We start from the raw sequence: 26,075 nt of genomic DNA, 5'->3' as shown, positions 1-26,075 counted from the left end.
GGGCCATCAGCGCGCAATCCCGTTGAAACCAACGGAATCATCGCACCGCTCGCACGCTGGGGAAAGTCCGACAGGCTGCTAGGTCGCTTCCTGGACATTGCGCGAGATTTCCTGGGTGGCGGCACCCTGCTGCTGGACCGCCGACGCGATGGCGGTGGAGATGTCGTTGACCCGGTTGATCGTGCCGCCGATCTCGGCGATCGCCTGGGCCGAGGAATGGGTGGCGTCCTGGATCGCCCGCACCTGACCGGTGATCTCTTCCGTGGCATTGGCGGTCTGCACCGCAAGCGCCTTGACCTCGGCCGCGACCACCGCAAAGCCCTTGCCGGCATCACCGGCGCGGGCCGCCTCGATGGTGGCGTTCAGGGCCAGAAGATTGGTCTGGTTGGCGATGTCGTTGATCAGCCCCACCACGTCGCCGATTTTCTGTGCGGCGTCGGACAGGCCCTGCATCCGCTGTCCGGTCTCGTCGGCCTGGTGCACGGCGTCGCCGACGATCCGGGTCGACTCGCTCACCCGGCTGCCGATTTCACGGATCGCCGCCGACAATTCCTCGGTCGCCGCGGCAACCGTCTGCATGTTCTGTGTCGCCTGTTCCGATGCCGATGCCGCCGCGGTCGACCGGCGGCTGGTCTCATCGGCGGTGGCGGCCATCGACTGCGCGGTCGACTGCATCTCGGTCGCCGCACTGGTCACGCCATGCATCAGCCCGCCCACCGAGGTCTCGAAGCTGTCGGCCATGGTGATCAGCGCATGGCGGCGGTCGATCTCGGCCTGTCGCTGATCGTCCTGGCGCTGAATGATGCTGCGCTTCAGGTCGTCGCGCATCCGGCGCAGCGCATTGGCAAGCCCGCCGACTTCATCGGCCTGCTCAACCGACAGCACCTGCTCGAAATCGCCCGCGGCAATCCCGTCGGCAAAGCCCGCACAGGCCCTGACCGGCCGGGCAATACCGCGCGCCGCCAGCGCGATCAGCCCCACCGCCGCCAGCGCGATCACCAGACCCGCACCCAGCGCCAGCATCGTGGCATTGAAGGACCGCGTCTCCAGCGTCGCCCCCAACTGGTCGACCTCGGCCAGAAGCACGGTGCGCGGCACCGAGATGACCACCGACCATGGCGTGTCGACCGCGGCCAGCCGGATCGGCGAGAACACCTGCACCTCGTCATTGGCCGGGTCATCATCCACCACCGCCTTGCCGGCGCGGATATGGTCCACCTGCTCGTCCCAATGCAGTGCTGCGTCGTCGGCAGGCCGGCCGATCATTTCAGGGGCGGCGCTGTCGGCGATGATCAACCCGGTATCGCTGACGATCGTCACCGTCCCGGCGCCGTCAAAGATCGAGGCATCGACCGTTTCCGCCAGATCCTGCACGAAGGCTAGATCGAAATCGCTGCCCGCGACCCCCCGGAACGTGCCGTCGATCATGATCGGTGCCGACATCGTCGCCAGGAAGATCTGCCGGCCCTGCACGACGTAAGGCAGCGGCCCCAGCAGGCTGGGCTTGCCGGTGGCCTTCGGCTTGATGTACCAGCCGCCTTTCATCAGCCCGTTCGGATGTGCTGCGTCGCTGTCATACTCCACCAAGGGCTGTATGGCGATCCGGCCGTCCTGGCCACGGGTCCAATAGGGCAGGAAGCGGCCGGTCGCATCCGACCCCATCGCCTGCGCACCGATGAACGCGCGGTCATTGCCGTCCAGCGCATCCGGTTCCCAAGCCGAATAGGTGCCGTTGAATGCCGTATAATGATCCAGCACGTTGCGCAGCACGGCGTTGAACTGGGCGCGTCGCTCCGGCAGCGGCGTGGCGCTGTCGCTGGAGCCCGCGAGCACCGCGAAGCTTTCCGCCATGGTCTGGGCGGCATTCGTGGCCACATCGAGTTCCGAGCGGATGAACCGGGCTTCGGTGGCCGCCCGGTTCAGAAGGATGTCCTTGGCCTGACTGTCGACGATTGCCAAGACCTCGGAGGTCACGAAATCGAAGGTACCCTGCGCCGAGACGAGGTTCAGCCCGATCAGAGCGGCAACTGTGCCGCCAAGACAGCCGCCGGCAGCCACCGCGATCTTGGCCTGAATTGATGTCATCTTACTGAATGACCGACCGATCATCACTGCTCACATTCCCTCTCAGTGCCGCGACGTCAGGCAGACGTCAACCGATGCTGAGGCGAATATAGAGTGATGCAAAACGCTAGGCCTTGATGCGCGTCAAATATCTAGGTTAATAATTTGTCAAATTAAAATTGATGGTAATTTTATCTCGATCTCATCACGCAATCGACGATGAAGTCGCTGCAATTTGCACGGCACATACTATGAATACTGAACAAGGGCATTGCATGATCAGGTGTCGCCCTGGTCAGCGCCGGGGCGCGAACACCCGGGTGGTGCGGCGCGGCCGGGTCAGATCTGCCAGATCGCCCATGGTATCGGCCAGCGCATCGCCGATGGTCGGACCCTCGGCCTTGCGCTGGCGGCTGGCCTCGGCCTCGGCGCGACCGATATGGCGCAGCCGCTCGGGCCGCCACGGATCGGCGGTCACCGCCTTGCCGGCACCGGCGCCACGGATGCGGCCGGTCTGGCGGCGGCGATCGCGCAGCAGGGCGCGCACCAATGCCCGGGCCGCCCGGTCGTCGAGTGCCGCCTTGTCGTCGCGCCCACCCGCGTCCTTGCCCGCGTCCTTGCCCGCGTCCTTGATCGCCATCGCGTCCCCGGTCGCCGCAGCACTCCGCCGGCGATCGGCCCGGGCGGTCCCCGGCGGTCTGATCCGCCCGGCCCCGGGCGGGGTCGCACGACGTCCCGCGCCTGCCAGTAATTCCGCAGCGATGGTTTCGGGGCGACTGGTCGGCGGCTCATCGGCCGGCGGCCCGCCGGGCCGGCCCACCAGCCGGTCCGCGACCTCGGCGCGGCTGACCCGCCGCGCGGGCGCCCAGCGCGCCGGACGGCCTGGTGTGCCGCTGGCGGGGATGGCCGGCGCCGGCGTGCCGGTGTCCATGGGGGGTGTGGATCCCACGGTCTTGACGGCCTCTTGGGGCATGCTCGGTGACGGTATCGATGGCGGTGGATTGCCGCGGGCGGCGCGGCGCTCGATCTCCGTCGCGGCGGCGGCGGTCATGCCCCGGCGGGTGCGTTCCGACAGGCCGCGCAGCTCGCGCGCCAGCACATCCAGCGGCACCTCGGTGCCAAGCCCGCCATCGCGGGCCAGCCGCCAGGTCTCCAGCCCGCCGATCAGCGCGTTCAGCCGGTCGAGTTCCAGCGCGCCGAGCCCCGCCCAAACGGTATCCATGAACCGTTCCACCATCGGCGGCAGGGGCTGGATCGCCAGCGTCGCCGCATCGATGCGCAACAGATCGGGCGCACGCGGGCCCATATCGGTCACCACGAACATCGCCGGCATCAACCGGCCGCGCCCGGCGGCGGCGAACTGGCCCAGGGCCAGGAACAGCAGCGCATGCAGCTTGGCGGGCGACAGCACCCGGCCATCGGCCCGCGCGCGCCGCGCCAGCCATCCGGCCACGTCGTGGCTGCTTTCCACTGCAATCCGCATCTGCATCCACCTCACGTTTCCGTGCCCCGGACCCCTTGCAGGTACAGCATACGGTGCCCAACTTAACCGCGACTTAAGAATCTGTCGTGTCGGCCCTGTTTTCATGGCGGCGGCGGCAGGCCGCGGAACCGCGGGTGCCCGGGACAGTTGGCGTGACAGTTTTTAGAATTCTTCTAAAAAGAGCCTTGCGCTCACCTGTCCCGGCTGGTATATCCGGTTCGACGCGAATTGGAATGGTTCTAAGGTATGGCACCGGACACGGCGCCACAAGGAACCGGGCCACCGATGTAGATTTCGATCGCGACCGGCGCCCGGCCGCGATCAGGGAACCAAGGTTGCTGCCCCCGGCCGACGGGGGCTTCACTCAAAGAGACAAGAGGCAGGATCCATGCTGACGATTGGTGATAAGTTCCCCTCGTTCAAGGTCAAGGCGACCGTTTCGACCGACCTGAAGGACGCGTTTACCGAGATCGACGAGAACACCTATTCGGACAAGTGGAAGGTCTATTTCTTCTGGCCGAAGGATTTCACCTTCATCTGCCCGACCGAGATTGCCGCCTTTGGCAAGCTGAACGGCGAATTCGCCGACCGTGACGCGGTCGTTCTGGGCGGCAGCACCGACAGCGAGTTCGTGCATCACGCCTGGCGCGTCCACAAGGAAGAGCTGAACGACCTGCCCTTCCCGATGCTCGCCGATGTCAGCCATGCGCTGTGCAACGCCCTCGGCATCCTGCACAAGCAGGAAGGTGTGGCGCTCCGCGCGACCTTCATCGTCGATCCTGACAACATCATCCGCCATGTGTCGGTGAATGACCTTGATGTGGGCCGCAACCCGCAGGAAGTCATCCGCGTCCTCGACGCGCTTCAGACCGACGAACTCTGCCCCTGCAACTGGCAGAAGGGCGAGGACACCCTGAAGGTGGCCTGATCCGGCTCTCACTGCCGGGCGCACCCCGATCCCGCACCACCGACCGGTGCGGCCGGGGCCGTCCGGCGGCGCGACCAGAGACCGGCCCGGCCAAGCGCCGCAGGGCCGGTTTTTTTTTGCCGCCGGACACAGGCGCTTTCACCACCGTTCCACCACGCCGCCGCGTCGATGCCCCGGCTGTGCGTCCGCCGCGCTGATCACCAGCGTGCCGCAGGCACCATGGCGCAGGCGGCTCCGCGGCCCGCACCAGGAAGAGAGTATCCAGATGTCGATCGAAGCCCTGCGCGGTACCCTGCCGGACTATGCCAAGGATCTGAAGCTCAACATCAGCAACGTGCTTCAATCCGACAATCTGACCGCGCAGCAGATCTGGGGCACGGCCCTTGCCTCGGCGCTGGCCTCGCGCAATGCGGCGCTGACCAGGGCGGTCGCCGCCGATGCCGACGCCCAGCTCAGCCCGGAAGCGCAGAAGGCCGCCCGCGCCGCCGCCGCGATCATGGGCATGAACAACATCTATTACCGCTTCTCGCATCTGGTCTCCGACAAGGAATATGCCGGGATGCCCGCGAAGCTGCGCATGACGGTGATCGGCAGGCCCGGTGTCGATCATGCCGATTTCGAGCTGTGGTCGCTGGCGGTTTCGGCGATCAATGGGTGCGGCATGTGCATGGACAGCCACGAAAAGGTGGTGCGCGACAAGGGCATCAGCCGTGAAGGCGTGCAGGATGCGATCCGCATCGCATCGGTGATCCATGCGGTGGCCGCGGTGCTCGACGGCATGGACGCGCTCGCCTGACCGACCGGCGGCCCGACCTCCGCCACCCAAGACCCGACACCCCCGCGGCACATGACGCGGGGGTGTTTTTTTAGCCGCTGCGGTTGACAGAGCATCCTGTGACCCCAAGTATAGGGCATCCATCGGACGGCCTGGACAATGACGACCGCCGATCGTGGCCAGATGTCGCGATAGATCATGCGCGATGCTTGACACGAAAATGACATGTGCTCGCAGATGATCCCTGCTTATCGGTTCATCTGTAGTCGCAGATGCGGTTGTCTTTAATCAGGCTGTCCGGCGCTCTTTGACGCTTTGGACCGTTGGCCGACCGCAAACCTTATCGCGGTCCGCCGCGTTGCTGTTACGTCGGGATCAGATGGCCGAATCGGCCCTGATCGGCCGTCGTGTCTGCGCGTCGTGCGCGCGCTGCTGTCATGGGGTGTTCATGCAGCCCCGCCCCGCCTGCTTCCTGCCCTGCGCGCGCTTTGCGCGACCCGCATGTCGCCACAACCAGCAACGGCCCCGCCATCCGGGGCACGACCTCCCTCGCGTCTTCCAACCGGAGGATAGAGACAGACATGTGCGGCTTCAGCGGCGAGATCAGGTTCGATGGCAAAACGGCCGACATTACGGCCGTGGCACGGATGACCGCCGCGATGGACCGGCGCGGCCCCGATGCGTCGGGTGTTCACGCCCAGGGCAATATCGCCGTCGGTCATCGGCGGCTGAAGATCTTCGACCTCAGCGAACACGCCCAGCAACCGATGATCGATGCCGAGCTGGGGCTTGGGCTGGTCTATAACGGCGCGATCTATAATTACCGCGAGCTGCGCGCCGAACTGGAGGCACAGGGCTTCCGCTTCTTCTCCACCGGCGACACCGAGGTGATCCTGAAGGGCTATCGCGCCTGGGGTCCGAAAGTGGTCGACAGGCTGTCGGGCATGTTCGCCTTCGTACTATGGGAACGCGACAGCGGCCGGGTGCTGATGGCACGCGACCGTCTGGGCATCAAGCCGCTCTATGTTGAACAGCGGGGCCGTGCGATCCGCTTCGCCAGCACCCTGCCGGCGCTTCTGGCCGGCGGCGGGGTCGACACCAGCATCGATCCGGTGGCGCTGCAATTCTATCTGCAGTTCCACGCCGTCGTGCCCGCCCCGATGACGATCCTGAAGGGCGTGCGCAAGCTGCCGCCGGCCACCCGCCGGATGATCGAACCCGACGGCACCACCCGTGACGAGGTCTATTGGGCGCCGGCCTATGGCGCGCGCGACGACGAACGCAACCTGTCGTTCGGCGACTGGCAGGAACGGGTTCTGGCCAGCCTGCGCACGGCCGTGCGCCGGCGTCTGGTCGCCGACGTGCCGGTTGGTGTGCTGCTCTCGGGCGGGCTGGACAGCAGCCTGATCACCGGCCTGATCGCCGAGGCGGGCCAGCAGGATCTGAAAACCTATTCGATCGGCTTCGATGCCGCGGGCGGCGAGGAGGGCGACGAATTCCGCTGGTCCGACATCGTGGCCGCCCATTTCGGCACCGATCATCACCAGATCCGGGTGTCGGCCAGCAAAACGCTGGAAGCCCTGCCCGACTGTGTGGCGGCGATGAGCGAGCCGATGGTCAGCCATGACGCGGTCGGCTTCTATCTGCTGTCGCAGGCGGTGTCGCGCGATCTGAAGGTGGTGCAGTCGGGCCAGGGCGCCGATGAGGTGTTCGGCGGCTATCACTGGTATCCGCCGATGCTGGCGGCCGGCGACGCCCAGGCGGTCGAGACCTATGCCGCCCATTTCTGCGACCGGCCGCATGACGAATATCAGGGGCTGGTGCGCCCTGATCACCGGGCCGACCGGGACCACGCCCGCGCCTTCATCGCCGAACATTTCGCCATGCCCGGTGCCGCCCGGCCGATCGACAAGGCCCTGCGCATGGACACCAACATCATGCTGGTCGACGATCCGGTGAAGCGGGTCGACAACATGACCATGAGCTGGGGGCTTGAGGCGCGGGTGCCGTTCCTGGACCATGAGCTCGTGGAACTGGCGGCACGCGTCCCGGCCGAGATGAAAGTGAAGACCACGGCCGATGGCCGCCATCTGGCCCAGGGCAAATATGTGCTGGCCGAGGCCGCGCGCGCGGTGATCCCCCATGCGGTGATCGACCGGCCCAAGGGCTATTTCCCGGTGCCGGCGCTGAAGCATCTGGAAGGGCCGTATCTGGATATGGTCCGCGCCAGCCTGACCAGCGACGGCGCGCGGACCCGCGGATTGTTCGATCAGGCCGCCGTCGACCGGCTGCTGGCCGACCCGAAGGCGCATATCACACCGTTGCGCGGATCGAAATTGTGGCAGTTGGCGTTGCTGGAATTGTGGCTCGACACCCACGGGGTGCGGCCCTGACCGCGCGGGCCCGCGCCGGCTGTATCGCCGCAGGCGACGCCCGCGACCTCGACCAGAGATGACCAGAAAGGCTCCGGTTGCCATGACCCGCCGTTCCCCACGCGACCCCCGACCGCGCGACCCGCGTCTCGACCGCAAATCCGGCCCCTCTGTCGCCGGCTGGCGGTCGGGCGGCAAATCCGCCGGCCGTGCCACGGCATCCCCCTATTCCCGCACCGAAGCCAGCGTCGACCTCGGCTGGGGACGGCTGATCTTCGGCCAGACCTTCGACGACAACCGAAAGCTGGCCGACGCCATCCGGATGGAGGAAGAGGGCAAGCGCGACGTCGCCCTCTATCTGGCGGAACCGCATGTCCTGCTGTCGCTGGCCCCGCAGGAACTGTTCCTCGACCCCTCGCACACCTTCCGGCTGTGGCTGGACCAGTACCGGCCGGCGCCGGCCCGGCGGCGCGGCTTCACCATCCGCCGCTTACGCACCGCCGAAGAGGCGGACGAGGTCGACCGGATCTATCGGGCCCGCCGCATGGTGCCGGTGTCGCAGGACATGGCCATGGCACTGCGCCGCTCGCGCACCGTCACCCAGTTGGTGGCGGTGGAGACCGCCACCGGCCGCATCGTCGGCACGGTGATGGGCGTGGATCATGTCCATGCCTTCGGCGACCAGGAAGGCGGCGCCAGCCTGTGGGCGCTGGCGGTGGACCCGCAGGCCTCGCTGCCGGGGATCGGCTCCAGCCTCACACTGCATCTGGCCGGGCATTTCCTGGCCCGCGGCCGCGCCTATATGGATCTGTCGGTGATGCACGACAATGCCGAGGCGATCGCGCTTTACGAGAAACTCGGCTTCCAGCGCGTGCCGGTGTTCTGCGTGAAGCGCAAGAACCCGATCAACGAAACGCTGTTCATCGGCCCCTCGCCCGCCGACGAACTCAACCCCTATGCCCGCATCCTGGTCGACGAGGCCCGCCGGCGCGGGATCGCGGTCGAGGTGCTCGATGCCTCACGCGGGTATTTCACCCTGTCCTTCGGCGGCCGGGCGATCACCTGCCGCGAAAGCCTGACCGAGCTGACCAGCGCCATCGCGATGAGCCGCTGCCAGGACAAGCGGGTGACGCGCAGCGTGCTGGCCAAGGCGGGCCTGCGGGTTCCCGAACAGGTGACGGCATCCGATCTGGCACGGGCGGAAACCTTCCTGGCACGCCATGGTCGGGTGGTGGTGAAGCCGGTGGATGGCGAACAGGGTCGCGGGGTTCAAGTCGACATCCGCGACAACGACACCCTGGCCAATGCCTGCCGGGCGCTGAACGAACAGGGCGTCACCGGCCTGGTCGAAAGCTTCGTCGAGGGCGAGGATCTGCGGATCATCGTCATCGATGGCGAGGTGGTGGCGGCGGCCCTGCGCAAGCCGGCCGAAATCACCGCCAACGGCACCGACACCATCCGGGCGCTGATCGAGGCGCGATCCCGCCGTCGCGCGGCCGCAACCGGTGGCGAAAGCCGCATTCCCATGGATGACGAAACGACCCGGGCGGTGGCGGAAGCGGGCTTCACCATGGACGACGTACCGGCCGCGGGCCAGGTCATCCGGGTGCGAAAGACCGCAAATCTGCACACCGGCGGCACCATCCACGACGTCACCGCCGAGTTGCATCCAGCACTTGCCGATGCCGCGATCCGGGCGGCGAGGGCGCTCGACATTCCGGTGGTCGGGATGGATTTCATGGTTCCGGCCCCCGATCAACCCACATACTGGATCATCGAGGCCAATGAGCGGGCCGGGCTTGCCAATCACGAGCCCCAGCCGACGGCAGAACGCTTCATCGATTTTCTTTTTCCACAGACGGCCACCCGCCGACGCCATCACCCGGCAGCGACGGATGCGGCCGAGGAGACGGCATGAACGACGCGACCAGACGCCCGACCGCAGAGATCCACATCGACCGCGATTACCTGCTCGATACCCTGCTCGCCCTGCTCAACACGCCAAGCCCGTCCGGATACACCGATGGCATCGTCCATATGGTCGGCATGGAACTTGAACGCCTGGGCGTGCCCTTCGAACTGACCCGCCGTGGCGCGATCCGCGCGGTGATCAAAGGCCGGGAGCGCCGGCCCGCCCGGGCGCTGGTCGCCCATCTGGACACGCTGGGTGCGATCGTGAAGCGGCCGCAATCCAATGGCCGGCTGGCGGTGGCGCCGATCGGCCACTGGTCGGGGCGGTTCGCCGAGGGCGCGCGCTGCACCATCTTCACCGATGACAGCCGCCATCGCGGAACCATCCTGCCGCTGAAGGCATCGGGCCATACCTTCGGGGGCGAAATCGACAAGCTGCCGGTGGGCTGGGACTACGTCGAACTGCGCGTCGACGCCCATGCCGACAATGAACGCGATCTCGACGCGCTCGGCATCCGGGTGGGCGACATCATCGCCATCGACCCCACGCCGGAAGTGGGCCCCAACGACTATATCAACAGCCGGCATCTCGACGACAAGGCTGGGGTCGCCACCCTGCTCGCCGCGGCGGAAGCGGTTCGGCGCTGCGGCGTGGTGCCGCCGGTGGATACCTATCTGCTGTTCACGATTTCCGAGGAAGTCGGCTCCGGCGCCTCGTCGATCCTGCATGGCGAGATCGCCGAGATGGTGACCATCGACAACGGCACCACCGCCCCGGGCCAGGCCAGTCGCGAGACCGGCGTGACGGTGGCGATGATGGACAGCGCCGGGCCGTTCGACTACCACCTGACCCGCAAGCTGCTGGCGTTGTGCGCCGACAATGGCATTCAGCATCAGCGCGACGTGTTCCGGCATTACCGCTCGGACAGCGCATCGGCGATCGAGGCCGGCAATGATCTGCGCACGGCGCTGGTCTGCTTCGGCATCGATGCCTCGCACGGCTATGAACGCATCCACCGCTCGGCGCTGGACGATCTGGCGCGGCTGGAAGCGCTGTATATGTTGAGCGAGCCGACCTTCAAGCGCGACGCCAAGCCGCTCGGTCCGCTGTCGGGCTTCCCCGTGCCGCCGGACTGGGACGAGGAAGAGACCGCCGAGCGCCTGGGCACCCCGGCCCCGACCGAGCACGAGGAAGAACCCTCACGCTGAGCCCCGCCCCGCGACGCCCCGGTCTTTATCCAAGATCGGGGCGTTCTTATATGCACAAACAACACATCTATTCTGCCCAATCAGCGGCGCCCCCTGCTTGATCACCTGCAAGCCGCGGGGTTAGGATGCGGCAACTGGATTTTCCGGCCCTGCGCCGCAGAATGAACGGACCCCACGCATCATGACCATCCTGAACGGTTTCGCCGACGCCATCGGCAACACGCCGCTGATCAAGCTGCGCAAGGTGTCGGAACAGACCGGCTGCACCATTCTGGGCAAGGCCGAGTTCATGAATCCCGGCGGATCGGTCAAGGACCGCGCCGCGCTGTATATCGTGCGCGATGCGCTGGAACGCGGCACGCTGCGCCCGGGCGGGCGGATCGTCGAGGGCACGGCCGGCAATACCGGCATCGGTCTGGCGCTGGTCGGCAACTCGATCGGCTGCAGATCGACCATCGTGATCCCCGAGACCCAGTCGGAAGAGAAGAAGGAAACCCTGCGGATGCTGGGTGCCGACCTGGTTCAGGTGCCGGCGGCTCCCTATTCCAACCCCAACAATTACATCCGGGTGTCGGAGCGTCTGGCGCAGGAACTGGCCGAGAGCGAGCCGGGCGGCGCCGTCTGGGCCAATCAGTTCGACAACACCGCCAATCGCCGCGCCCATCTTGAGACCACCGGCCCCGAGATCTGGGACCAGACGCAAGGCCGGCTGGACGCCTTCATCTGCGCGGTCGGCACCGGCGGCACGCTGGCCGGCGTCACCATGGCGCTGAAAGATCGCAACCCCGATATCCAGTGCTGGCTGGGCGATCCGATGGGGTCGGCGCTGTATTCCTGGATCACCACCGGCGAGCTGAAATCCTCGGGCAATTCGATCAGCGAGGGCATCGGCCAGGGGCGCGTGACGGCCAACCTTGAGGGCGTGACCTTCGACGGCGCCGTGCAGGTGACCGACGAGGAAAGCCTGCCCGCGCTCTATGACCTGATTTCCGAAGAGGGGCTGCTGCTGGGCGGATCCTCGGCGATCAACGTCGGCGCCGCGGTGAAGCTGGCCGAAAAACTCGGCCCCGGCCATACCATCGTCACCATTCTGTGCGACAGTGGCCAGCGCTATGCCAGCAAGCTGTTCAATGCCGATTTCCTGCGGTCGAAGAACCTGCCGGTGCCATCCTGGCTGGATCGCTGACACGGGCTGGACCAATCGTGCGGGCCGAGGCAAGCTTCGGGATCTGTTCAGAGGAACCCGGAGCCTTCACCCCCATGCCCAGCGACAGCCTGCCCGCAACCGAGACCGTCTTCCGCGCCGAGCCCTATGCCCGCGACTGCGCCGCGACCGTGCTGGCGGCAACCGATGACGGCGCCATCATCCTGGACCGGACGGTATTCTATCCGACCGGCGGCGGCCAGCCCGGCGACAGTGGCCGGCTGATCGCCGAAGACGGGCGGGTTTGGGTGGTGACCGAAGCGGTCAAGGGCCCGGCCCCCGATACCATCGCCCACCGGCTGGCCGCGGAGGGCGCCGAGGCACCGCCGCCGCCGGGTCTGCGCCTGACCGCGGCGCTCGACTGGGACCGGCGGCACGCTCATATGCGCCTGCATACCTGCCTGCATCTGTTGTCGGCGATCATCACCGCGCCGGTCACCGGTGGCCAGGTCGGCGCCGAGCGGGCACGGCTGGATTTCGACTGGCCCGAGGCCAATCTCGACAAGCAGGCGATCACCGAGGCACTGAACACATTGATCGCCGCCGATCACACGGTCACCGCCGACTGGATCAGCGATGCCGGGCTGGATGCGGCACCGCAGCTTGTGAAGACCATGTCGGTGCAGCCGCCGCGCGGCGCCGGCCGGGTGCGGCTGATCCGGATCGGCGGCGGCAACGGCGACGCTGACGGCGATCAGGCGATGCCGGCCCATGTCGATCTGCAACCCTGCGGCGGCACCCATGTCGCCCGCACCGGCGAAATCGGCCCGGTCGAGGTGATGAAGATCGAGAAGAAGGGCCGCCAGAACCGCCGGGTGGTGGTGGCCTTCGCCGGCTGATCAGCCGGCGGCGCCGGCGCCGCGCGCCACCGCGACCAGCGTCGGATCGTCGAGGAATTCCGCGTTGCGCTCGCGGATGCGCGCCCCCTCGTCATCATACAGAAAGGGCAGACAGGCGAAGCGGCGGCCACGGGTCACCGGCAGTGCCTCGTGCAGCAGGCTGCAGGAAAACACCACGGCACCACCGGTCGGCGCCACATAGCACCGGTCACCGAATTCCGGAAAGCGCAGCGCGCCGCCCTGATAGGCATCGGTGTTCAGGTTGATGGTGACCGCGAACCGGCGATGGGCGGTGCCACGGGTGGTGTTGTCGCGATGCGGGCGGAAATAGCCGCCATCGCCGTCGCCGTCATAGCAGGCGACGATATAGCGCTCGATCCGCGTGGCGCGATACTGGAAGGCCCTGACCAGTTCCGACAGCAGCCGCCGTTCGATCCGCGCGCGGATGCCGGCGCGCAGGGTTTCATCCTCGATCAGGCAGTCGGCGCGACGCTTGTGGCCGTAATCGCGCATCTCGACCGTGCGGCCGTCGATCTCGCGCATGAAGCCGCTCTCCTCGCCGCCGGTCGCCTGATAATGCGCGATCAGCCGCTGGCAGAAGCCGGGCTCGAACACCCTTGGCACCATCAGAACCGGCGCCCAGGGGCCGGCATCCGCCGTGGCCCCGGTCGGGCTCTGCCCGGTCTGCGCCCCGGTCGGGCTCTGCCCGGTCTGCCCCCCGGCCAGGCTGTCGGCGATCTGTCCGCCATCGGCCACCAGCCCGGCATGCCCGGCCGGCGATGGTAGCTGCGCCACCAGACCCAGCAGGTGCTGCATGTCGTCGAGCCCGCCGGCGGCAAAGACCCGCAAGGTCGGGTCGAGCAGCAGCCAATAAGGGCGATAGGCCACCGGCGCGCCGGCAGACGGCGACGCCGCCGGATCGATCGCCCGATAGCGGCGGCTGATTTCGCCATCGCGGTCGGCAAAGGCATAGAAACCCGGCCGGCCCAGCGGCAGCCGCGCCGGCTGGCCATCGCTACCCGCCACGCGGTCGGCCGCATCCAGCGTGACGAAGAAACAGGTCCGGGTGATGCCGTCGAACAGCAGAGCCGCATCGGCCAGCGCCGACACCGCCCGCGACACCACCGGCACCGCGGCCGCGCCCGCCAGCATCAGCACCGACCAGCGACCGGCCACGGTCGAGAAGGCGAAATGCGGGTTGCCGGCGCAATCGCCCTGGAACCACGGCACCGGGTCGCCCGGCCCGAAAGGCAGCGTGTGCAAGGGGGCCGACCGGCTCTTCAGCGGTGGCGCCGCCGCGGCGGTATCGGTCATCGGGGCGCCCTCCGGCCACTGTCATGAACGTCTGACGTGCAGCATGCCGGAGCGTCGCCGGTCCGTAAAGGGTGTGGCCTCACGGGACGGACAAGTGCGACCTCACGGGAGGGAAGGTGCTACCTCACGGGAGGGAAGACGGGCCTGATGCCGGGCAAGAGGCGTCATGGCAGATGCGAAACCGTGCGCATCTGCGGTAAACTCGCGCATTCGCACCATTCACCGGCCAGCGGCTGTGGCAGCGCGGGCGCGGGTTGGGTATCATGCGCGGTGAGAGGCGGCCCGGACCCGCCCGCAACGAACACGGAGGACGCAGCCCCCGATGCCCTACGCCAAGCCCGACGCCCTGGTCAGCACCGCCTGGCTTGCCGACCATCTTGATGCGCCGGATGTGCGCGTCGTCGACGCGTCCTGGTTCTTTCCGCAGGAAGGCCGCGATCCCCGGACCGAACATGCACAGCTGCGCATTCCAGGTGCCGTGTTCTTCGACATCGACGAAATCGCCGATACCACCAGCCATCTGCCGCATATGCTGCCGCCCCCTGAGAAGTTCTCGTCGCGGGTGCGCCGGCTGGGCCTGGGTGACGGCGTGCGCATCGTGATCTATGACAGCGTCGGCCTGCGCAGTGCCGCGCGGGTGTGGTGGATGTTCCGCGTGTTCGGCCATGACGATGTCGCGATCCTGGATGGCGGCCTGCCGAAATGGCTGGCCGAGGGCCGGCCGGTGGTGGAGGAACGCCCCGAGCCGCCGCGTGAGCGGCATTTCACCGCCCGGGTCAACAATCTGCTGGTGAAGGACCGTCACCAGGTGGCACGGGCGCTGGCCGACGGCCGCGCCCAGCTGGTCGACATGCGCCCGGCAGACCGTTTCGCCGGCGAGGCGCCGGAGCCGCGGCCCGGCGTGCGGGCGGGTCATGTGCCGGGCGCCATCAACCTGCCCTATCCTGAATTCCTCGATCCCATGTCCGGCGCGGTGCTCGATGCCGACCGGATGGAGGCGCGCCTGACCGCCGCCGGTATCGATCTGTCGAAACCGGCGATCGCCATGTGCGGCTCCGGCGTCACGGCAGGCATGTTCGCGCTGGCCATGTACATGCTGGGCAAGCGCGACGTGCCGGTCTATGACGGATCGTGGGCTGATTGGGGATCGGACGAGAGCCTGCCCATCGAACGGTGATCACCGCCTTGTGCATAGCGGCCGGGCCTGCTGTCGCGGCCGCTTTCACGCCCTGGTCCGGCCTTGTGTCCGGCCGGGGTTTCTGCCGCAGCGCCGCCCCTGCCGCAGCACCCCCGGGTGCGGCGGGATCAGTCGCGTCCCCCGTTCGCGTCGACGCCGGTATCCGGCGACCGGGCCTGCCCGGCCGTTGGCCGGTCGTTGTGTGGCAATCGGCCTTGCCGTCCCGGCTGGCCGAGATCCTGGTGTTCCACATCCTGGTGCCCCATATCCTGGTGCCCCTCACCCGGGCGTCCGATACATTGGCCATGGCCATGCCCGGGTGGCATGGACCGGCCTGCCTGACGGGGTCGCGGGGCGATGGTCGCCACCGCGCGTGGAGAAAGCGCCGATGACAGAGCTTGTCGTCACCTATTTCGAGATGACGTCCCCGCCGGACCGTCATGGCCGCAGCAAGATGCCAGCCGGCCAGTATGCGCTGCTGCGTGCGTGGAACATGCCGGTGCATTTCTATCGCTATCTGCACGAGGGGGCGCAGGCGACGGCGCTGCGCCCGGAACGGCTGGGCCTGGACGATGCCGCCATCGCCGATATCCTGTCCGACGAGCAGATCGAGATCTTCGTGCTCTATGTCGCCGGCGTGCCGGCGGGCTTCGCCGAACTCGACCGCCGGGCCGAGGACGAGGCGATCGAGATCGCCTATCACGGGCTGATGCCGGAATATGTCGGGCTCAGCTTCCGGGGCTTTCTGCTCGATCAGGTGGTGGATATCGCCTGGAGCTATCGCCCCACCCGGCTCTGGGCCTGCTGCTCCAACCTGGACCATCCGAAGGCGATGCAGACCTATCAGCGTGGCGGGTTCGGGGTGTTCCGGCAGGAACGCAAGCCCATGCCGGCCGGCCGCGTCGGCAGCGATCGCAGCCGCAATGCCGGCGATCTGTCGGGCATCGGGGCCGGCAACGGCGCCGATCTTTCCAACATCGTGCCAGGCCCCGCCGGGGAGGCCCCGACATGAGCCTGGATTCCAGCACAACCGCCAGCCCGGACATGACATCGGGGCCGGACATGATATCAGGGTCGGACACGATGCCAGACGCCATGGCGACACCGCCCGGCGGCACGCCGCTTACCGGAACAGGCCGAACGCATCATCCGTCCACCGGCGCCGGCCGGCGCGTCGTGGTGGTGGGCGCAGGCCCCGCCGGCCTTGCCGCCACGGAAAAGCTGCTTGCCCATGGCCTGCAGCCTGTGGTGGTGGCCCCCGGCGAAGACTGGGGTGGCCGGGCCTTCGTCGCCGCGTCGGAAGCCGACCCCACATCGCCCGCAGGCGATGTCGATTTCCTCAGATTTCGCGGGCGGGCGGCACGTTTGCGTGCGGCGGTTAAGCTGATCACCGGTCATGTCGCCTGGGCGATCGAGGATAACAGCCTGCTGCTGTCGGGTCGCGACGGCATCAAGCGCCTGGGATTCGACCGGCTGGTGCTGGCCACCGGCGCCGAAACCCGCCCGATCCCGCTGCCCGGCAGCCATCTGGCGGGGGTGTTCGATCTGGGCACCTTGTATCGTGCGCCGGAAAAAGCCGGGGACACCCCGCTTGGCCTGCGCCCGGTGCTGATCGGCGGCGGTCCCGGCCTTTATGAAGTGGCCGACCGGCTGGTCCGTGCCGGCCGCCGGCTGACCGCGGTCATCGACCTCGATCCCGATCCCTGGCGCCGTGGCCCGATCGGCGCCGATAGCGGCCGTCCGGGCACCGGGCTCAGCCGCTGGCTGCGACTGGTCGGCCGCGACGTGCCGGTGCTGACCGGCATCACCCGCCTGCGGGTCGAGGGCATCGACCGGGTCGAGCGGCTGATCGCCACCGATGCCCGCGGCGAGGTGCGCGACATCGCCTGCGACACCGTGGGTGTCGGCCATGGCATGGTCGCCGATTACCGACTGCTGGCCTCGGCCGGCGTCGGGCTGACCTTCGACGCCGACCGGCGCGGGTTCACGCCGCAACTGGATGCGGACGGCCGGGTGCCGGAGCGGCCGGGGCTGTATGTCGCGGGCGAAGCCGGCCCCCATCCGCGTCCGGCGGTTGCCGACCGGCTGGGGGCGGCGGCAGGTCTGGCGGTCGCATCCGATCTGGGCATCGCCGAGGCCCGGATCGAGCTGGCCCGGATGACGCCGCTTCTATCCCATGACCGCCGCACCGGCGCCGAGATCGCGGTCGACCATCCCTATCCCACCGGCTGGGTGATGGCGCAGGATGACGACGCGCTGATCGATCCGTCGAGCGGCCTGACCCTTGGCCATCTGAAGCAGGTATCGGCCCGTCACCGGCTGGACCGGCTGACCCGCGCCGCTGCTATTCTGGGGGTCGACATGTCGCGCGCAGGCGGCCTTGCCCGCGCCGCCGTGCTGGCCGAATTGATCGCGGCCCTGGGTGCCCTGCCGCTGGCGGGGCTGGGCACCGCTCAGGCGGAGGCCCCGTCGACACCTGTGCCGCTGGGCATGCTGGCAGCAGCAGCCCGCGGCGGATTGCCCATGATGACGGAGACCGTGGCATGAGCCGCCTGGTGGACTGCGATGTCGTGATCGTGGGCGGCGGCGTCGCCGGACTGGCGGCGGCAATCGACCTCCGACGCCGCGCCTTCCGGGTGACGGTGCTGGAGGCCACGGCCGGCGCCGGTCGCGATCTGGACGGTATCTGCGGGCTGATCGGCACCGAGGGCCGCGCCGCACTGGCCCGCCTGCTGGGGGAAGAGGACACCGCCGCCCTGGTCGCGCCGGCGACCAGCCCGACCGGTGCCGCAGACACTCTGCCCGACGGGCTTGGCACGCTGACCCCGGGCAGCTTCGCCGAAACCCTCAGCCGCCGCGCGCGCGAACGCGGCGTAGACCTGCGCGAAGGCGTCGCCGCCACCAGCGCCAGTGAAACCGAGGCCGGATATCGGGTTACCTGCGCGCCCGGATATGGCATTGCCGGCCGGTTGATGGCGGTTACCGCCGGCCCGGCCCGGGGCGAGGTGGCATCGTGGCTGGGGGTGAGCGTCGCCGTCACGCCGGCTGTTTCGCTGCGCATGAAGCTGCGCCCCGACCGCATCACCCCCGATGGCGCCCGCACCCGGCCGACGGATGTGGTGATCGCCGAGGATGGCCGCGTGGTGCTGCGGGGCACGCCCGATGGCGGCTGGCTTGCCGCCCTGCATATGGACGGCTCGGTGGCCGCATCCGCGGCCGGTGCCGCCGCCGCCGCCGCCGCGCCGGTGGCGCCGCTCGGCGCCGACCAGATCACCGCCGCGGCAGCGCGGGTGACGGCGGCCCTGCCCGATACCGCCGGCCAGTTGCTGACCCGTATGTGGCGTATCGCCGGCCAGACCCCCGACGCCCCGGTCGATGCCCGGGCGATTGCGGGTAAGCCCGGCCTGTTCGTCGCCGATGCCGGCGGCGGCTGGGATATGGGCGCGGCCCTGATCGCCGGCGAACGGCTGGCGGCCCTGCTCGCGGGCTGAACCGGCATCAGGTCCAGATGAAATGGCATCAGGCATAGAGAAATGACCGGGCCAGGTCCGCAACCTGGTCCGGTGCCTCCATCGGCGCCAGATGGGCGCTGTCGAGGGTGACGAAGCCGCGGGTGCCAGGCATGTGGCGGGCGGCGATCGCCGCCATCTCCTGGAACACCGGATGCGAGCGGGCGGTGCGCGCCACCATCACCGGCACCGCCTGACTGGTCAGCAGCCGGAACGGGTCGCCGGCCGGATCGCCGCTGTCGATGCCGCCCATGGCGCAGGCGATCGGTCCCAGGATATCGGCCTCGGTCGCGGGTTCGCAGGCCAGGATCAGTTCATCGCCAGCGCGCCGGAAACCCCAGTTCAGATACAGATCCAGCGCATCAGGCAACACCACGTCGAAGGGTGGGCGGGTGGAGAACCGGGCATGAGCGGCGGCACGGTCGGCGAAACGTGCCCGCCTCCGCCCGGCGGATTCCACCAGCGCACGTCCGAATGCCAGCCCGTCGGGCGATGGCTCGGCACCGGGCGCCGGATCGATCGGCGCACCGGGATCGGAAACCGTCGGCTCGATCGATACGATCCGCCGGAAGATGTCGGGCCGCAAGGCCGCCGCCAGCAGAACGTCGGTCGATCCGGCCGAATGCGCCACCACGTCGATGTCCCGCCAGCCACGGGCATCGGCCAGCGCGATCAGATCACGGGTAAAGGCCAGGAAGCCGTAATCGCCGGGGGTGCGCCCCGACAGGCCGTGGCCACGCCGGTCGAAGCTCCACACCTCACGCGCCAGCCCCTGTAACCGCAGGGCCACCGGTTCCAGGGTCGCGCCGCAATAGCCGGTGCCATGGGTCAGCAGCAGCACCCGGCCTGCCGGATTGCCGCCCGGCCAGCATTGCAGATGCAGATGCGGCAGGCCGTGAAGCAGCGGTCCGGCATCGGGGCGGAACCGATGCCGGGTGAAGCGGCCGACGCCGGGCGGAATCGCCAGGGCATCGGCATCGCGGCCGGGCTCAGCCGGCTGTATATCAACCAAAGCGCGCATGACGGCAGTATCGCCTGAAGGCCGGTGCCGGATCAAGCATCGCTGACAGACGAGAACCGGCCGCGTGCCATAAAAGAACCCGGCGCCCCTTTTGAAAGGACGCCGGGCATGATGATGACGGCCAAGACCGGATCGCGAACCGGAGCGGGAACGGTCAGTGATGCAGGATCTGGCCCAGGAAGGCGCGGGTGCGTTCGTTCTGCGGGTTGAGGAAGAATTCCTCCGGTACGTTCTCTTCGACGATCTCGCCCTGATCCATGAAGATCACCCGGTCGGCGACCGTGCGGGCAAAGCCCATTTCATGGGTGACGCAGAGCATGGTCATGCCGGTTTCCGCCAGCTCGATCATCACATCGAGCACTTCCTTGATCATCTCGGGGTCCAGCGCCGAGGTGGGCTCGTCGAACAGCATCACCTTGGGGTTGGTGCACAGCGACCGGGCGATGGCCACGCGCTGCTGCTGGCCACCCGACAACTGGCCGGGATATTTCTTCGCCTGATCGGGGATCCGCACCCGTTCAAGATAGGACATGGCCGTGGCTTCGGCCTGCCGGCGCGGCACCTTGTGCACCCAGAGCGGGGCGAGCGTGAGGTTTTCCAGCACCGTCAGATGCGGGAACAGGTTGAAGTGCTGAAACACCATGCCGACTTCGCGGCGGATGTTCTCCACCGCTTTGACGTCATTAGACAATTCGACGCCGTTGACGACGATGCTGCCCTTCTGGTGCTCTTCCAGGCGGTTGATGCAGCGGATCATGGTCGACTTGCCCGACCCTGACGGTCCGCAGATCACGATGCGCTCGCCGCGCGCCACGTGCAGATTGATGTCCTTCAGCACGTGGAACTGGCCGAACCACTTGTTGACGCCGTCCATGCCGATGATGGTTTCGACGCCAGCGGCGGATGCCATGCGCTGGGCCTGGGCTTCCGTGTGTTCGGTGGTCATGGTCATGATGACATACCCTTCTCAGCGATGGGCCCTTCTCAGCGATGGGCGCTGCGGCCGAGATAACGCTCCAGCCATTGGCTGTACCGCGAGATCGAGAAGCAGATGACGAAATAGATCAGCGCTGCAAAGACATAGGCCTCGGCGAAATAGGTCCGCCACGGCGCATCGTTCAACGCCGCCCGCGTCGCCAGCATCAGATCGAAGATGCCGATGATCACGACCAGCGAGGTGTCCTTCAGGGTCGACAGGAACGAATTCACCGTCGACGGAATGCTGATCTTCAGCGCCTGCGGCAGAATGATCAGCCGCATCTTCTGCCAGTAGCCCAGGCCCAGCGCGTCCGCCGCCTCATATTGCCCCTTCGGGATCGCCTGAAGACCGCCACGGACCACTTCGGCCAGATAGGCGGCGGCGAACATGATGATCGCGATCTGCGCGCGCAGCAGCTTGTTGATGTTCATGCCTTCCGGCAGGAACAGCGGGATCATCACCGATGCCATGAACAGCAGCGTCACCAGCGGCACGCCGCGGATCAGCTCGACATAGGTCACCGAAATCGCCCGGATGATCGGCAGGTTCGACCGCCGGCCAAGTGCCAGCAGCACCGCGATCGGAAACGCCACGCCGCAGCCGAACACCGCCAGCACCAGCGTGATCATCAACCCGCCCCACAGCCGGGTCTCGACCAGCGGCAGGCCCAGAACGCCACCCCACATCAGCGTGCAGATCGCCAGCATCACGGCGGCCCAGATATAGACCAGCACCCGGCTCCACAGCCGGCGATAGCCGCTGACGCCAACCAGGGTCACGAACAGCAGGATCGACACGAAAGGCCGCCACTGCTGCTCGTAAGGATAGGTGCCGAACAGGATCAGCCGGTATTTCTCGCGGATGAAGGCCCAGCAGGCGCCTTCGGCCGCCCTGCACACATCCGGGCTGACGCGGCCCCAGACGGCGTCGATGAACGCCCAGTTCACCAGCGGCGGCACCCATGAGATGAGCCCCCACAGGATCAGCACCGTCAGCAGCGCGTTGTACCAGGTGTTGAACAGATTGGCCCGGATCCAGGCGATGGGACCGATGGTGGCGGCGGGCGGCCGTTCGGCCGCGATTTTCTTGTCCGGTATGGTGTCAGCTGTCATCGGCCTACCGCTCCACCAGCGCGATGCGCTTGTTGTACCAGTTCATGAATGCCGAGATCGTCAGGCTGACGGTCAGATAGGCCAGCATGATCAGCGCGATGTTCTCGATTGCCTGGCCGGTCTGGTTCAGGGTCGTGTTGGCCACCGATACGATGTCGGGATAGCCGATCGCAACCGCGAGCGAGCTGTTCTTGGTCAGGTTCAGAAACTGACTGGTGGTGGGGGGCACGATCACGCGCAGTGCCTGCGGCAGAATGATCAGCCGCATGGTGACCCCGGGCTTCAGGCCCAGCGCCGCAGCCGCCTCCCACTGGCCCTTGCCGACCGCCTGAATACCCGAGCGGACGGTTTCGGCGATGAAGGCCGCGGTATAAAGGGTGAGCCCCAGGGTCAGCGCCGCGAATTCCGGCGAGACCGACAGGCCGCCCACGAAATTGAAGCCCTTCAGCGCCGGCGTGTCGAGCGTGGTCGGCGCACCGAACACCGCCCAGGCCACCAGCGGCAGCCCGATCAGCAGGCCCAGGCCCGGCAGCAGGGTGCGCGGCCGTTCGCCGGTGCGCTCCTGAATGCGGTTGGCGCGGATCATCAGCACACGCACGATCACCGCGGCGACCAGAAACGCCACCAGCGCCGCCCACCAGCCCGGATGATCGGCCGGCACCGGCATCTTGAAGCCGCGATTGCTGAGGAAGACGCCCTCGATCGGCTGCATCGCCTGACGCGGCGAGGGCAGCACCTCGGTGATCAGCCCGTACCAGAAGAACAGCTGGAGCAGCACCGGCACGTTGCGCAGCGACTCGACATAGATCGTGGCCAGCCGGGCCAGCAGCCAGTTGCTGGACAGGCGCGCAACGCCGATCACCACGCCGATCAGCGTGGCGAACACGATGCCGATCAGCGAGACCTTGAGCGTGTTGAGCACACCCACCCACAGCGCCGTGGCATAGGTGCTGGTGGCGCTGTAGGGAATGAGCGTCTCGCCGATCGCAAAGCCGGACTCGCGGGTCAGATAGTCGAACCCGGTCTGGATATTGCGGCTGGCGAGATTATAGAGGGTGTTGTCGACCAGGAACCAGCCGACGGCAATCACCATCGCCATGGCCAGGATCTGGAACAACACCGCGCGCACACCGGCATCGTTCAGGAACGAACGGCTGGGTCGTACAGCGACCGGGGCGGAGGAGCCCGGCCGGCGGTTGCCATTTGTCATTGACTGGAAAAGCCCTTCGCGCGTCGCAGACGCACGCCGTGCGGACCGGTCTGCTGCCGCAATGGCGACGCGTGCCTGCTCCGAAGAGGTTCAGGTCTGAAGGCGTTCCGGGCAGCCCGCCGGCCCGTCAGACGATCGAGGGGGCGTGATCGATGATCACCGCCCCCTCAACCTTCCGGATACCGGCGTCTGCGCTCAGACCGTCAGCCGATCGGGCCGTCAGCGGATCGGGTCGGCGTAGAGAACGCCACCCTTGTTCCACTGCGCGTTCAGACCGCGTTCCAGCTTCAGCGGGCTGCCGGGGCCGACATTGCGGGCGAAGATCTCGCCGTAATTGCCGATCTGCTTGATCGGGCGATAGGCCCATTCATCGTCCAGGCCCAGCGTCTGGCCCATGCCGGGCGAGGTGCCGAGCATGCGGCGGATCACCGGATTTTCCGACGAGGCCTTCTGCTCGTCGACGTTCTCCGAGCTGACGCCATATTCCTCGGCCTCGATCAGCGCGTTGCGCACCCACTTCACGATGGCGAAGTATTCGTCGTCACCACGGCGCACGGCCGGCGCCAGCGGCTCCTTGGAAATCGCTTCCGGCAGGATCAGATGGTCTTCGGGGTTCTGCGCGTTCACCGAACGCAGCGCCGCCAGACCGGAGATATCCGTGGTATAGGCATCGCAACGGCCCGAGAAATAAGCCTTGTACGACTCCTCGAAGCCCTCGAACACCACCGGCTGCAGGCTCATGCCGTTGGCGCGGAAATAATCGGTCAGGTTCAGTTCGGTCGTGGTCCCGGACTGGACGCAGACTGTGGCGCCGTCGAGCTGGGTGGCGCTGTCGACGCCGGCCGCCTTGGTGACCAGGAAGCCCTGACCGTCATAGAACCAGGTGCCGACAAAATGCAGGCCCAGCGACGCATCACGGGTCAGCGTGTTGGTGCTGTTGCGCGACAGCAGATCGATTTCACCCGACTGCAACGCCGTGAACCGCGCCTGCGCCGACAGCGGCACGAACTGGACCTTCTCTCCGTCGCCCAGAATGGTCGCGGCGACAGCACGGCAGAAATCGGCATCCATGCCGCTCCAGCGGCCGGTGCTGTCCGGCGCCGAGAAGCCCGGCAGGCCGGTGTTCACGCCGCAGCGCAGCGTGTCGTTCTTCTTGATCGTGTCGAGTATCGCGCCGGCATTGGCGGGTGCGCTGAGCGCGCCCAGAGCGACGGTCGCGGCGAGTGCTGCCACAAAGGTCTTGATCGACATGAGTATCGCGAAGCCCCTCATCTGCACGCCAGCCTGTTCCAGGGTGTCCACCCCGTATCATGGCCCCAGCCAGGATCGGTATGGTGGCAGGTCCGGCATGCCTTGTTTCGAGTGGAAAACGGTCGACCGCATGTGCTCCCGGCCGGACCCGCGGGTGGCGCCCCCCCGGACGCCAACCAGCTTTCCCACATCTTCCCCTGAACGTTCGTAGCACACCGGTCAATCGTCATGCAAGCGTGCGCCCCTGTGGTTGCCTGGCGGACGCAGTCCGGGTTGCAACCCGGCCGCGATCGCGCTGAAATGCGTCACCCGTCCACGGTGCTGCATCGCCAGCGCCGGCGCGCGTGCCGGACGACACCGGCCATGTCGCGACCACAATTGTTTCCGGAGCCCCGCCCCATGTCCGATACCCCCAAGCCACAGCCCGCACCGGCAAGCGCCGACGACGGCCATGACGGCGCCGGCGGCCGGTTCGGGGAAGACACCCGCATCGTTCACGTCGGGCGCGATCCCTTTGCCAATCACGGCATCGTCAACCCGCCGGTCCACCATGCATCGACCGTGCTGTTCCCCACACTTGAGGCAATGGTCGCGGCCTCGGCCGACCCCACGCGCGGGGTCTATTATGGCCGCTATGGCACACCCATCACCCATGCGCTGGAAGATGCCTATGCCAGCCTGGCGGGCGGGCATCGCGGCGTGGCGCTGGCCTCGGGCAAGACCGCGCTGATGGCGGTGCTGGCGGCCTTCACCCGCGCCGGCGATCATGTGGTGCTGCTCGACAACGTCTATGAGCCCACCCGTGCATTGGCCGATCAGTTCCTGGGCCGCTATGGGGTGGAGGTCACCTATGCCGACCCGATGCTCGGCGCCGATATCGCCACGCTGTTCCGGCCGAACACCAGGCTGCTGATGCTGGAGGCGCCCGGCTCGCTGACCTTCGAGGTCCCAGACCTGCCGGCGATGATCGCCGCCGCCCGCGCGGCCGGGATGCGCACCGCGCTGGACAATTCCTGGGCGACGCCGCTGTACCTGAAGCCGCTGGCGATGGGCGTCGATGTGGTGATGGAGGCGGGAACCAAATATCTGGTCGGCCATTCAGATGCCATGCTGGGCGTTCTGTCGGCGACGGAGGACGCCTTCCCCTTCATCCGCAAGGCGGCGAGCGAGATCGGCGCGCCGCCCGGCCCCGACGACTGCTATCTGGCCCTGCGCGGCCTGCGCACCCTGTCGGTGCGCATGGCGCGCCATCAGGAAACCGGCCTCACCCTTGCCCGTCATCTGGCCGGCCACGATATGGTCAGCCGGGTTCTGCATCCCGCCCTGCCCGATTGCCCCGGCCACGACGCGTTCCTGCGCGACTTCAAGGGGGCGAGCGGCCTGTTCGCCATTGAACTGGTGCGGCCCGACGACCGGCCGGTGCCCCGGACCCGCATCGCGGCGATGGTCGACGACATGGTCCTGTTCAAGATGGGCTTCTCGTGGGGCGGATATGAAAGCCTGGTGCTGCCGGTCGATCCGCGCCGGGCACGCACCGCCACCCGCGGCAACTGGGAGGATCGCGGGCCCCTGCTGCGCATCCATGCCGGCCTTGAGGATCCGGCGGATCTGATTGCCGACCTCGATGCGGGCCTCGCCCGCTATGCCGCCGCCGGCTGAGGCGACCCCCGGGGGGGGCGATCCAGGGTTCCGGCCCGTGATCGGCACCGGGCCAGGG

At 67.6% G+C, this 26,075-nt stretch carries 19 protein-coding genes and 1 pseudogene; 12 read left to right on the top strand and 8 right to left on the bottom strand.

The window, feature by feature from the left end:
- Positions 1–78: 78 nt before the first annotated feature.
- A complete protein-coding gene (locus IEW15_RS11960) occupies positions 79–2,085 on the bottom strand; it encodes a methyl-accepting chemotaxis protein (protein ID WP_229708034.1) in 2,007 nt (668 codons plus the stop codon).
- Between the two features lie 274 nt (positions 2,086–2,359).
- The gene (locus IEW15_RS11955) at positions 2,360–3,553 is read right to left on the bottom strand and encodes a Panacea domain-containing protein (RefSeq protein ID WP_188578122.1); all 1,194 of its coding nucleotides are present in this window, start codon (positions 3,551–3,553) and stop codon (positions 2,360–2,362) included.
- Positions 3,554–3,935: 382 nt separating this feature from the next.
- Between IEW15_RS11955 and IEW15_RS11950 the strand changes: the two genes are divergently transcribed.
- From IEW15_RS11950 to IEW15_RS11920, 7 genes and pseudogenes are all read left to right on the top strand, one after another.
- Positions 3,936–4,475 (top strand): peroxiredoxin, encoded by a 540-nt coding sequence (locus IEW15_RS11950; protein WP_188578120.1) that lies wholly within the window; start codon positions 3,936–3,938, stop codon positions 4,473–4,475.
- Positions 4,476–4,740: 265 nt separating this feature from the next.
- Positions 4,741–5,326 (top strand): annotated as a pseudogene (locus IEW15_RS11945) (carboxymuconolactone decarboxylase family protein).
- 505 nt (positions 5,327–5,831) lie between these two features.
- The gene (locus IEW15_RS11940; RefSeq protein WP_188578116.1) at positions 5,832–7,643 is read left to right on the top strand and encodes an N-acetylglutaminylglutamine amidotransferase; all 1,812 of its coding nucleotides are present in this window, start codon (positions 5,832–5,834) and stop codon (positions 7,641–7,643) included.
- Positions 7,644–7,725: 82 nt separating this feature from the next.
- Positions 7,726–9,540 (top strand): N-acetylglutaminylglutamine synthetase, encoded by a 1,815-nt coding sequence (gene ngg, locus IEW15_RS11935; RefSeq protein WP_188578114.1) that lies wholly within the window; start codon positions 7,726–7,728, stop codon positions 9,538–9,540.
- The gene (locus tag IEW15_RS11930) at positions 9,537–10,742 is read left to right on the top strand and encodes an osmoprotectant NAGGN system M42 family peptidase (RefSeq protein WP_188578112.1); all 1,206 of its coding nucleotides are present in this window, start codon (positions 9,537–9,539) and stop codon (positions 10,740–10,742) included. The genes ngg and IEW15_RS11930 overlap by 4 nt, the downstream gene beginning before the upstream one ends.
- Positions 10,743–10,923: 181 nt before the next feature.
- On the top strand, positions 10,924–11,928 hold the full coding sequence (locus IEW15_RS11925) for a cysteine synthase A (protein ID WP_188578110.1): 1,005 nt from the start codon (positions 10,924–10,926) through the stop codon (positions 11,926–11,928).
- 74 nt (positions 11,929–12,002) lie between these two features.
- Positions 12,003–12,785 (top strand): alanyl-tRNA editing protein, encoded by a 783-nt coding sequence (locus tag IEW15_RS11920; RefSeq protein WP_188578108.1) that lies wholly within the window; start codon positions 12,003–12,005, stop codon positions 12,783–12,785.
- Here the strand turns inward: IEW15_RS11920 and IEW15_RS11915 are convergent, their stop codons facing one another.
- Entirely contained in the window at positions 12,786–14,099 is a 1,314-nt protein-coding gene (locus tag IEW15_RS11915) for a 2OG-Fe(II) oxygenase family protein (protein ID WP_188578106.1), read from the bottom strand.
- Between the two features lie 322 nt (positions 14,100–14,421).
- Between IEW15_RS11915 and sseA the strand changes: the two genes are divergently transcribed.
- The 4 genes from sseA to IEW15_RS11895 all read left to right on the top strand — a co-directional run bounded on the left by sseA (position 14,422) and on the right by IEW15_RS11895 (position 18,767).
- A complete protein-coding gene (gene sseA, locus IEW15_RS11910) occupies positions 14,422–15,276 on the top strand; it encodes a 3-mercaptopyruvate sulfurtransferase (RefSeq protein ID WP_188578104.1) in 855 nt (284 codons plus the stop codon).
- A gap of 388 nt (positions 15,277–15,664) precedes the next feature.
- On the top strand, positions 15,665–16,288 hold the full coding sequence (locus IEW15_RS11905) for an N-acetyltransferase (RefSeq protein WP_188578102.1): 624 nt from the start codon (positions 15,665–15,667) through the stop codon (positions 16,286–16,288).
- An 83-nt stretch (positions 16,289–16,371) separates the two neighbouring features.
- On the top strand, positions 16,372–17,823 hold the full coding sequence (locus IEW15_RS11900) for an FAD-dependent oxidoreductase (RefSeq protein ID WP_188578100.1): 1,452 nt from the start codon (positions 16,372–16,374) through the stop codon (positions 17,821–17,823).
- Positions 17,820–18,767: an FAD-dependent oxidoreductase gene (locus IEW15_RS11895; protein WP_188578097.1), complete on the top strand. Its 948-nt coding sequence runs from the start codon at positions 17,820–17,822 to the stop codon at positions 18,765–18,767. The genes IEW15_RS11900 and IEW15_RS11895 overlap by 4 nt, the downstream gene beginning before the upstream one ends.
- A 28-nt stretch (positions 18,768–18,795) precedes the next feature.
- On the opposite strand, the gene IEW15_RS11890 is transcribed toward IEW15_RS11895, so the two are convergent.
- The 5 genes from IEW15_RS11890 to IEW15_RS11870 all read right to left on the bottom strand — a co-directional run bounded on the left by IEW15_RS11890 (position 18,796) and on the right by IEW15_RS11870 (position 24,358).
- On the bottom strand, positions 18,796–19,806 hold the full coding sequence (locus IEW15_RS11890; RefSeq protein ID WP_188578096.1) for an alpha/beta fold hydrolase: 1,011 nt from the start codon (positions 19,804–19,806) through the stop codon (positions 18,796–18,798).
- 154 nt (positions 19,807–19,960) lie between these two features.
- Positions 19,961–20,716, bottom strand: coding sequence for an amino acid ABC transporter ATP-binding protein (locus tag IEW15_RS11885; protein WP_188578135.1), 756 nt, complete (start codon positions 20,714–20,716; stop codon positions 19,961–19,963).
- A 74-nt stretch (positions 20,717–20,790) separates the two neighbouring features.
- Positions 20,791–21,897 (bottom strand): amino acid ABC transporter permease, encoded by a 1,107-nt coding sequence (locus IEW15_RS11880; protein ID WP_188578095.1) that lies wholly within the window; start codon positions 21,895–21,897, stop codon positions 20,791–20,793.
- Positions 21,898–21,901: 4 nt separating this feature from the next.
- Positions 21,902–23,107 carry an amino acid ABC transporter permease gene (locus IEW15_RS11875; protein WP_188578094.1) on the bottom strand — a complete coding sequence of 402 codons (1,206 nt, stop codon included), beginning with the start codon at positions 23,105–23,107 and terminating at the stop codon, positions 21,902–21,904.
- A gap of 219 nt (positions 23,108–23,326) precedes the next feature.
- Entirely contained in the window at positions 23,327–24,358 is a 1,032-nt protein-coding gene (locus tag IEW15_RS11870; protein ID WP_188578092.1) for an amino acid ABC transporter substrate-binding protein, read from the bottom strand.
- Positions 24,359–24,757: 399 nt separating this feature from the next.
- Between IEW15_RS11870 and metC the strand changes: the two genes are divergently transcribed.
- Positions 24,758–26,017: a cystathionine beta-lyase gene (gene metC, locus IEW15_RS11865; protein ID WP_188578090.1), complete on the top strand. Its 1,260-nt coding sequence runs from the start codon at positions 24,758–24,760 to the stop codon at positions 26,015–26,017.
- The last annotated feature ends 58 nt before the right edge of the window (positions 26,018–26,075 follow it).

The sequence above is a fragment of the Tistrella bauzanensis genome (assembly GCF_014636235.1).
GTDB classification, from domain to species: domain Bacteria; phylum Pseudomonadota; class Alphaproteobacteria; order Tistrellales; family Tistrellaceae; genus Tistrella; species Tistrella bauzanensis.
This window is presented reverse-complemented; position numbering and strand designations above follow the sequence as displayed.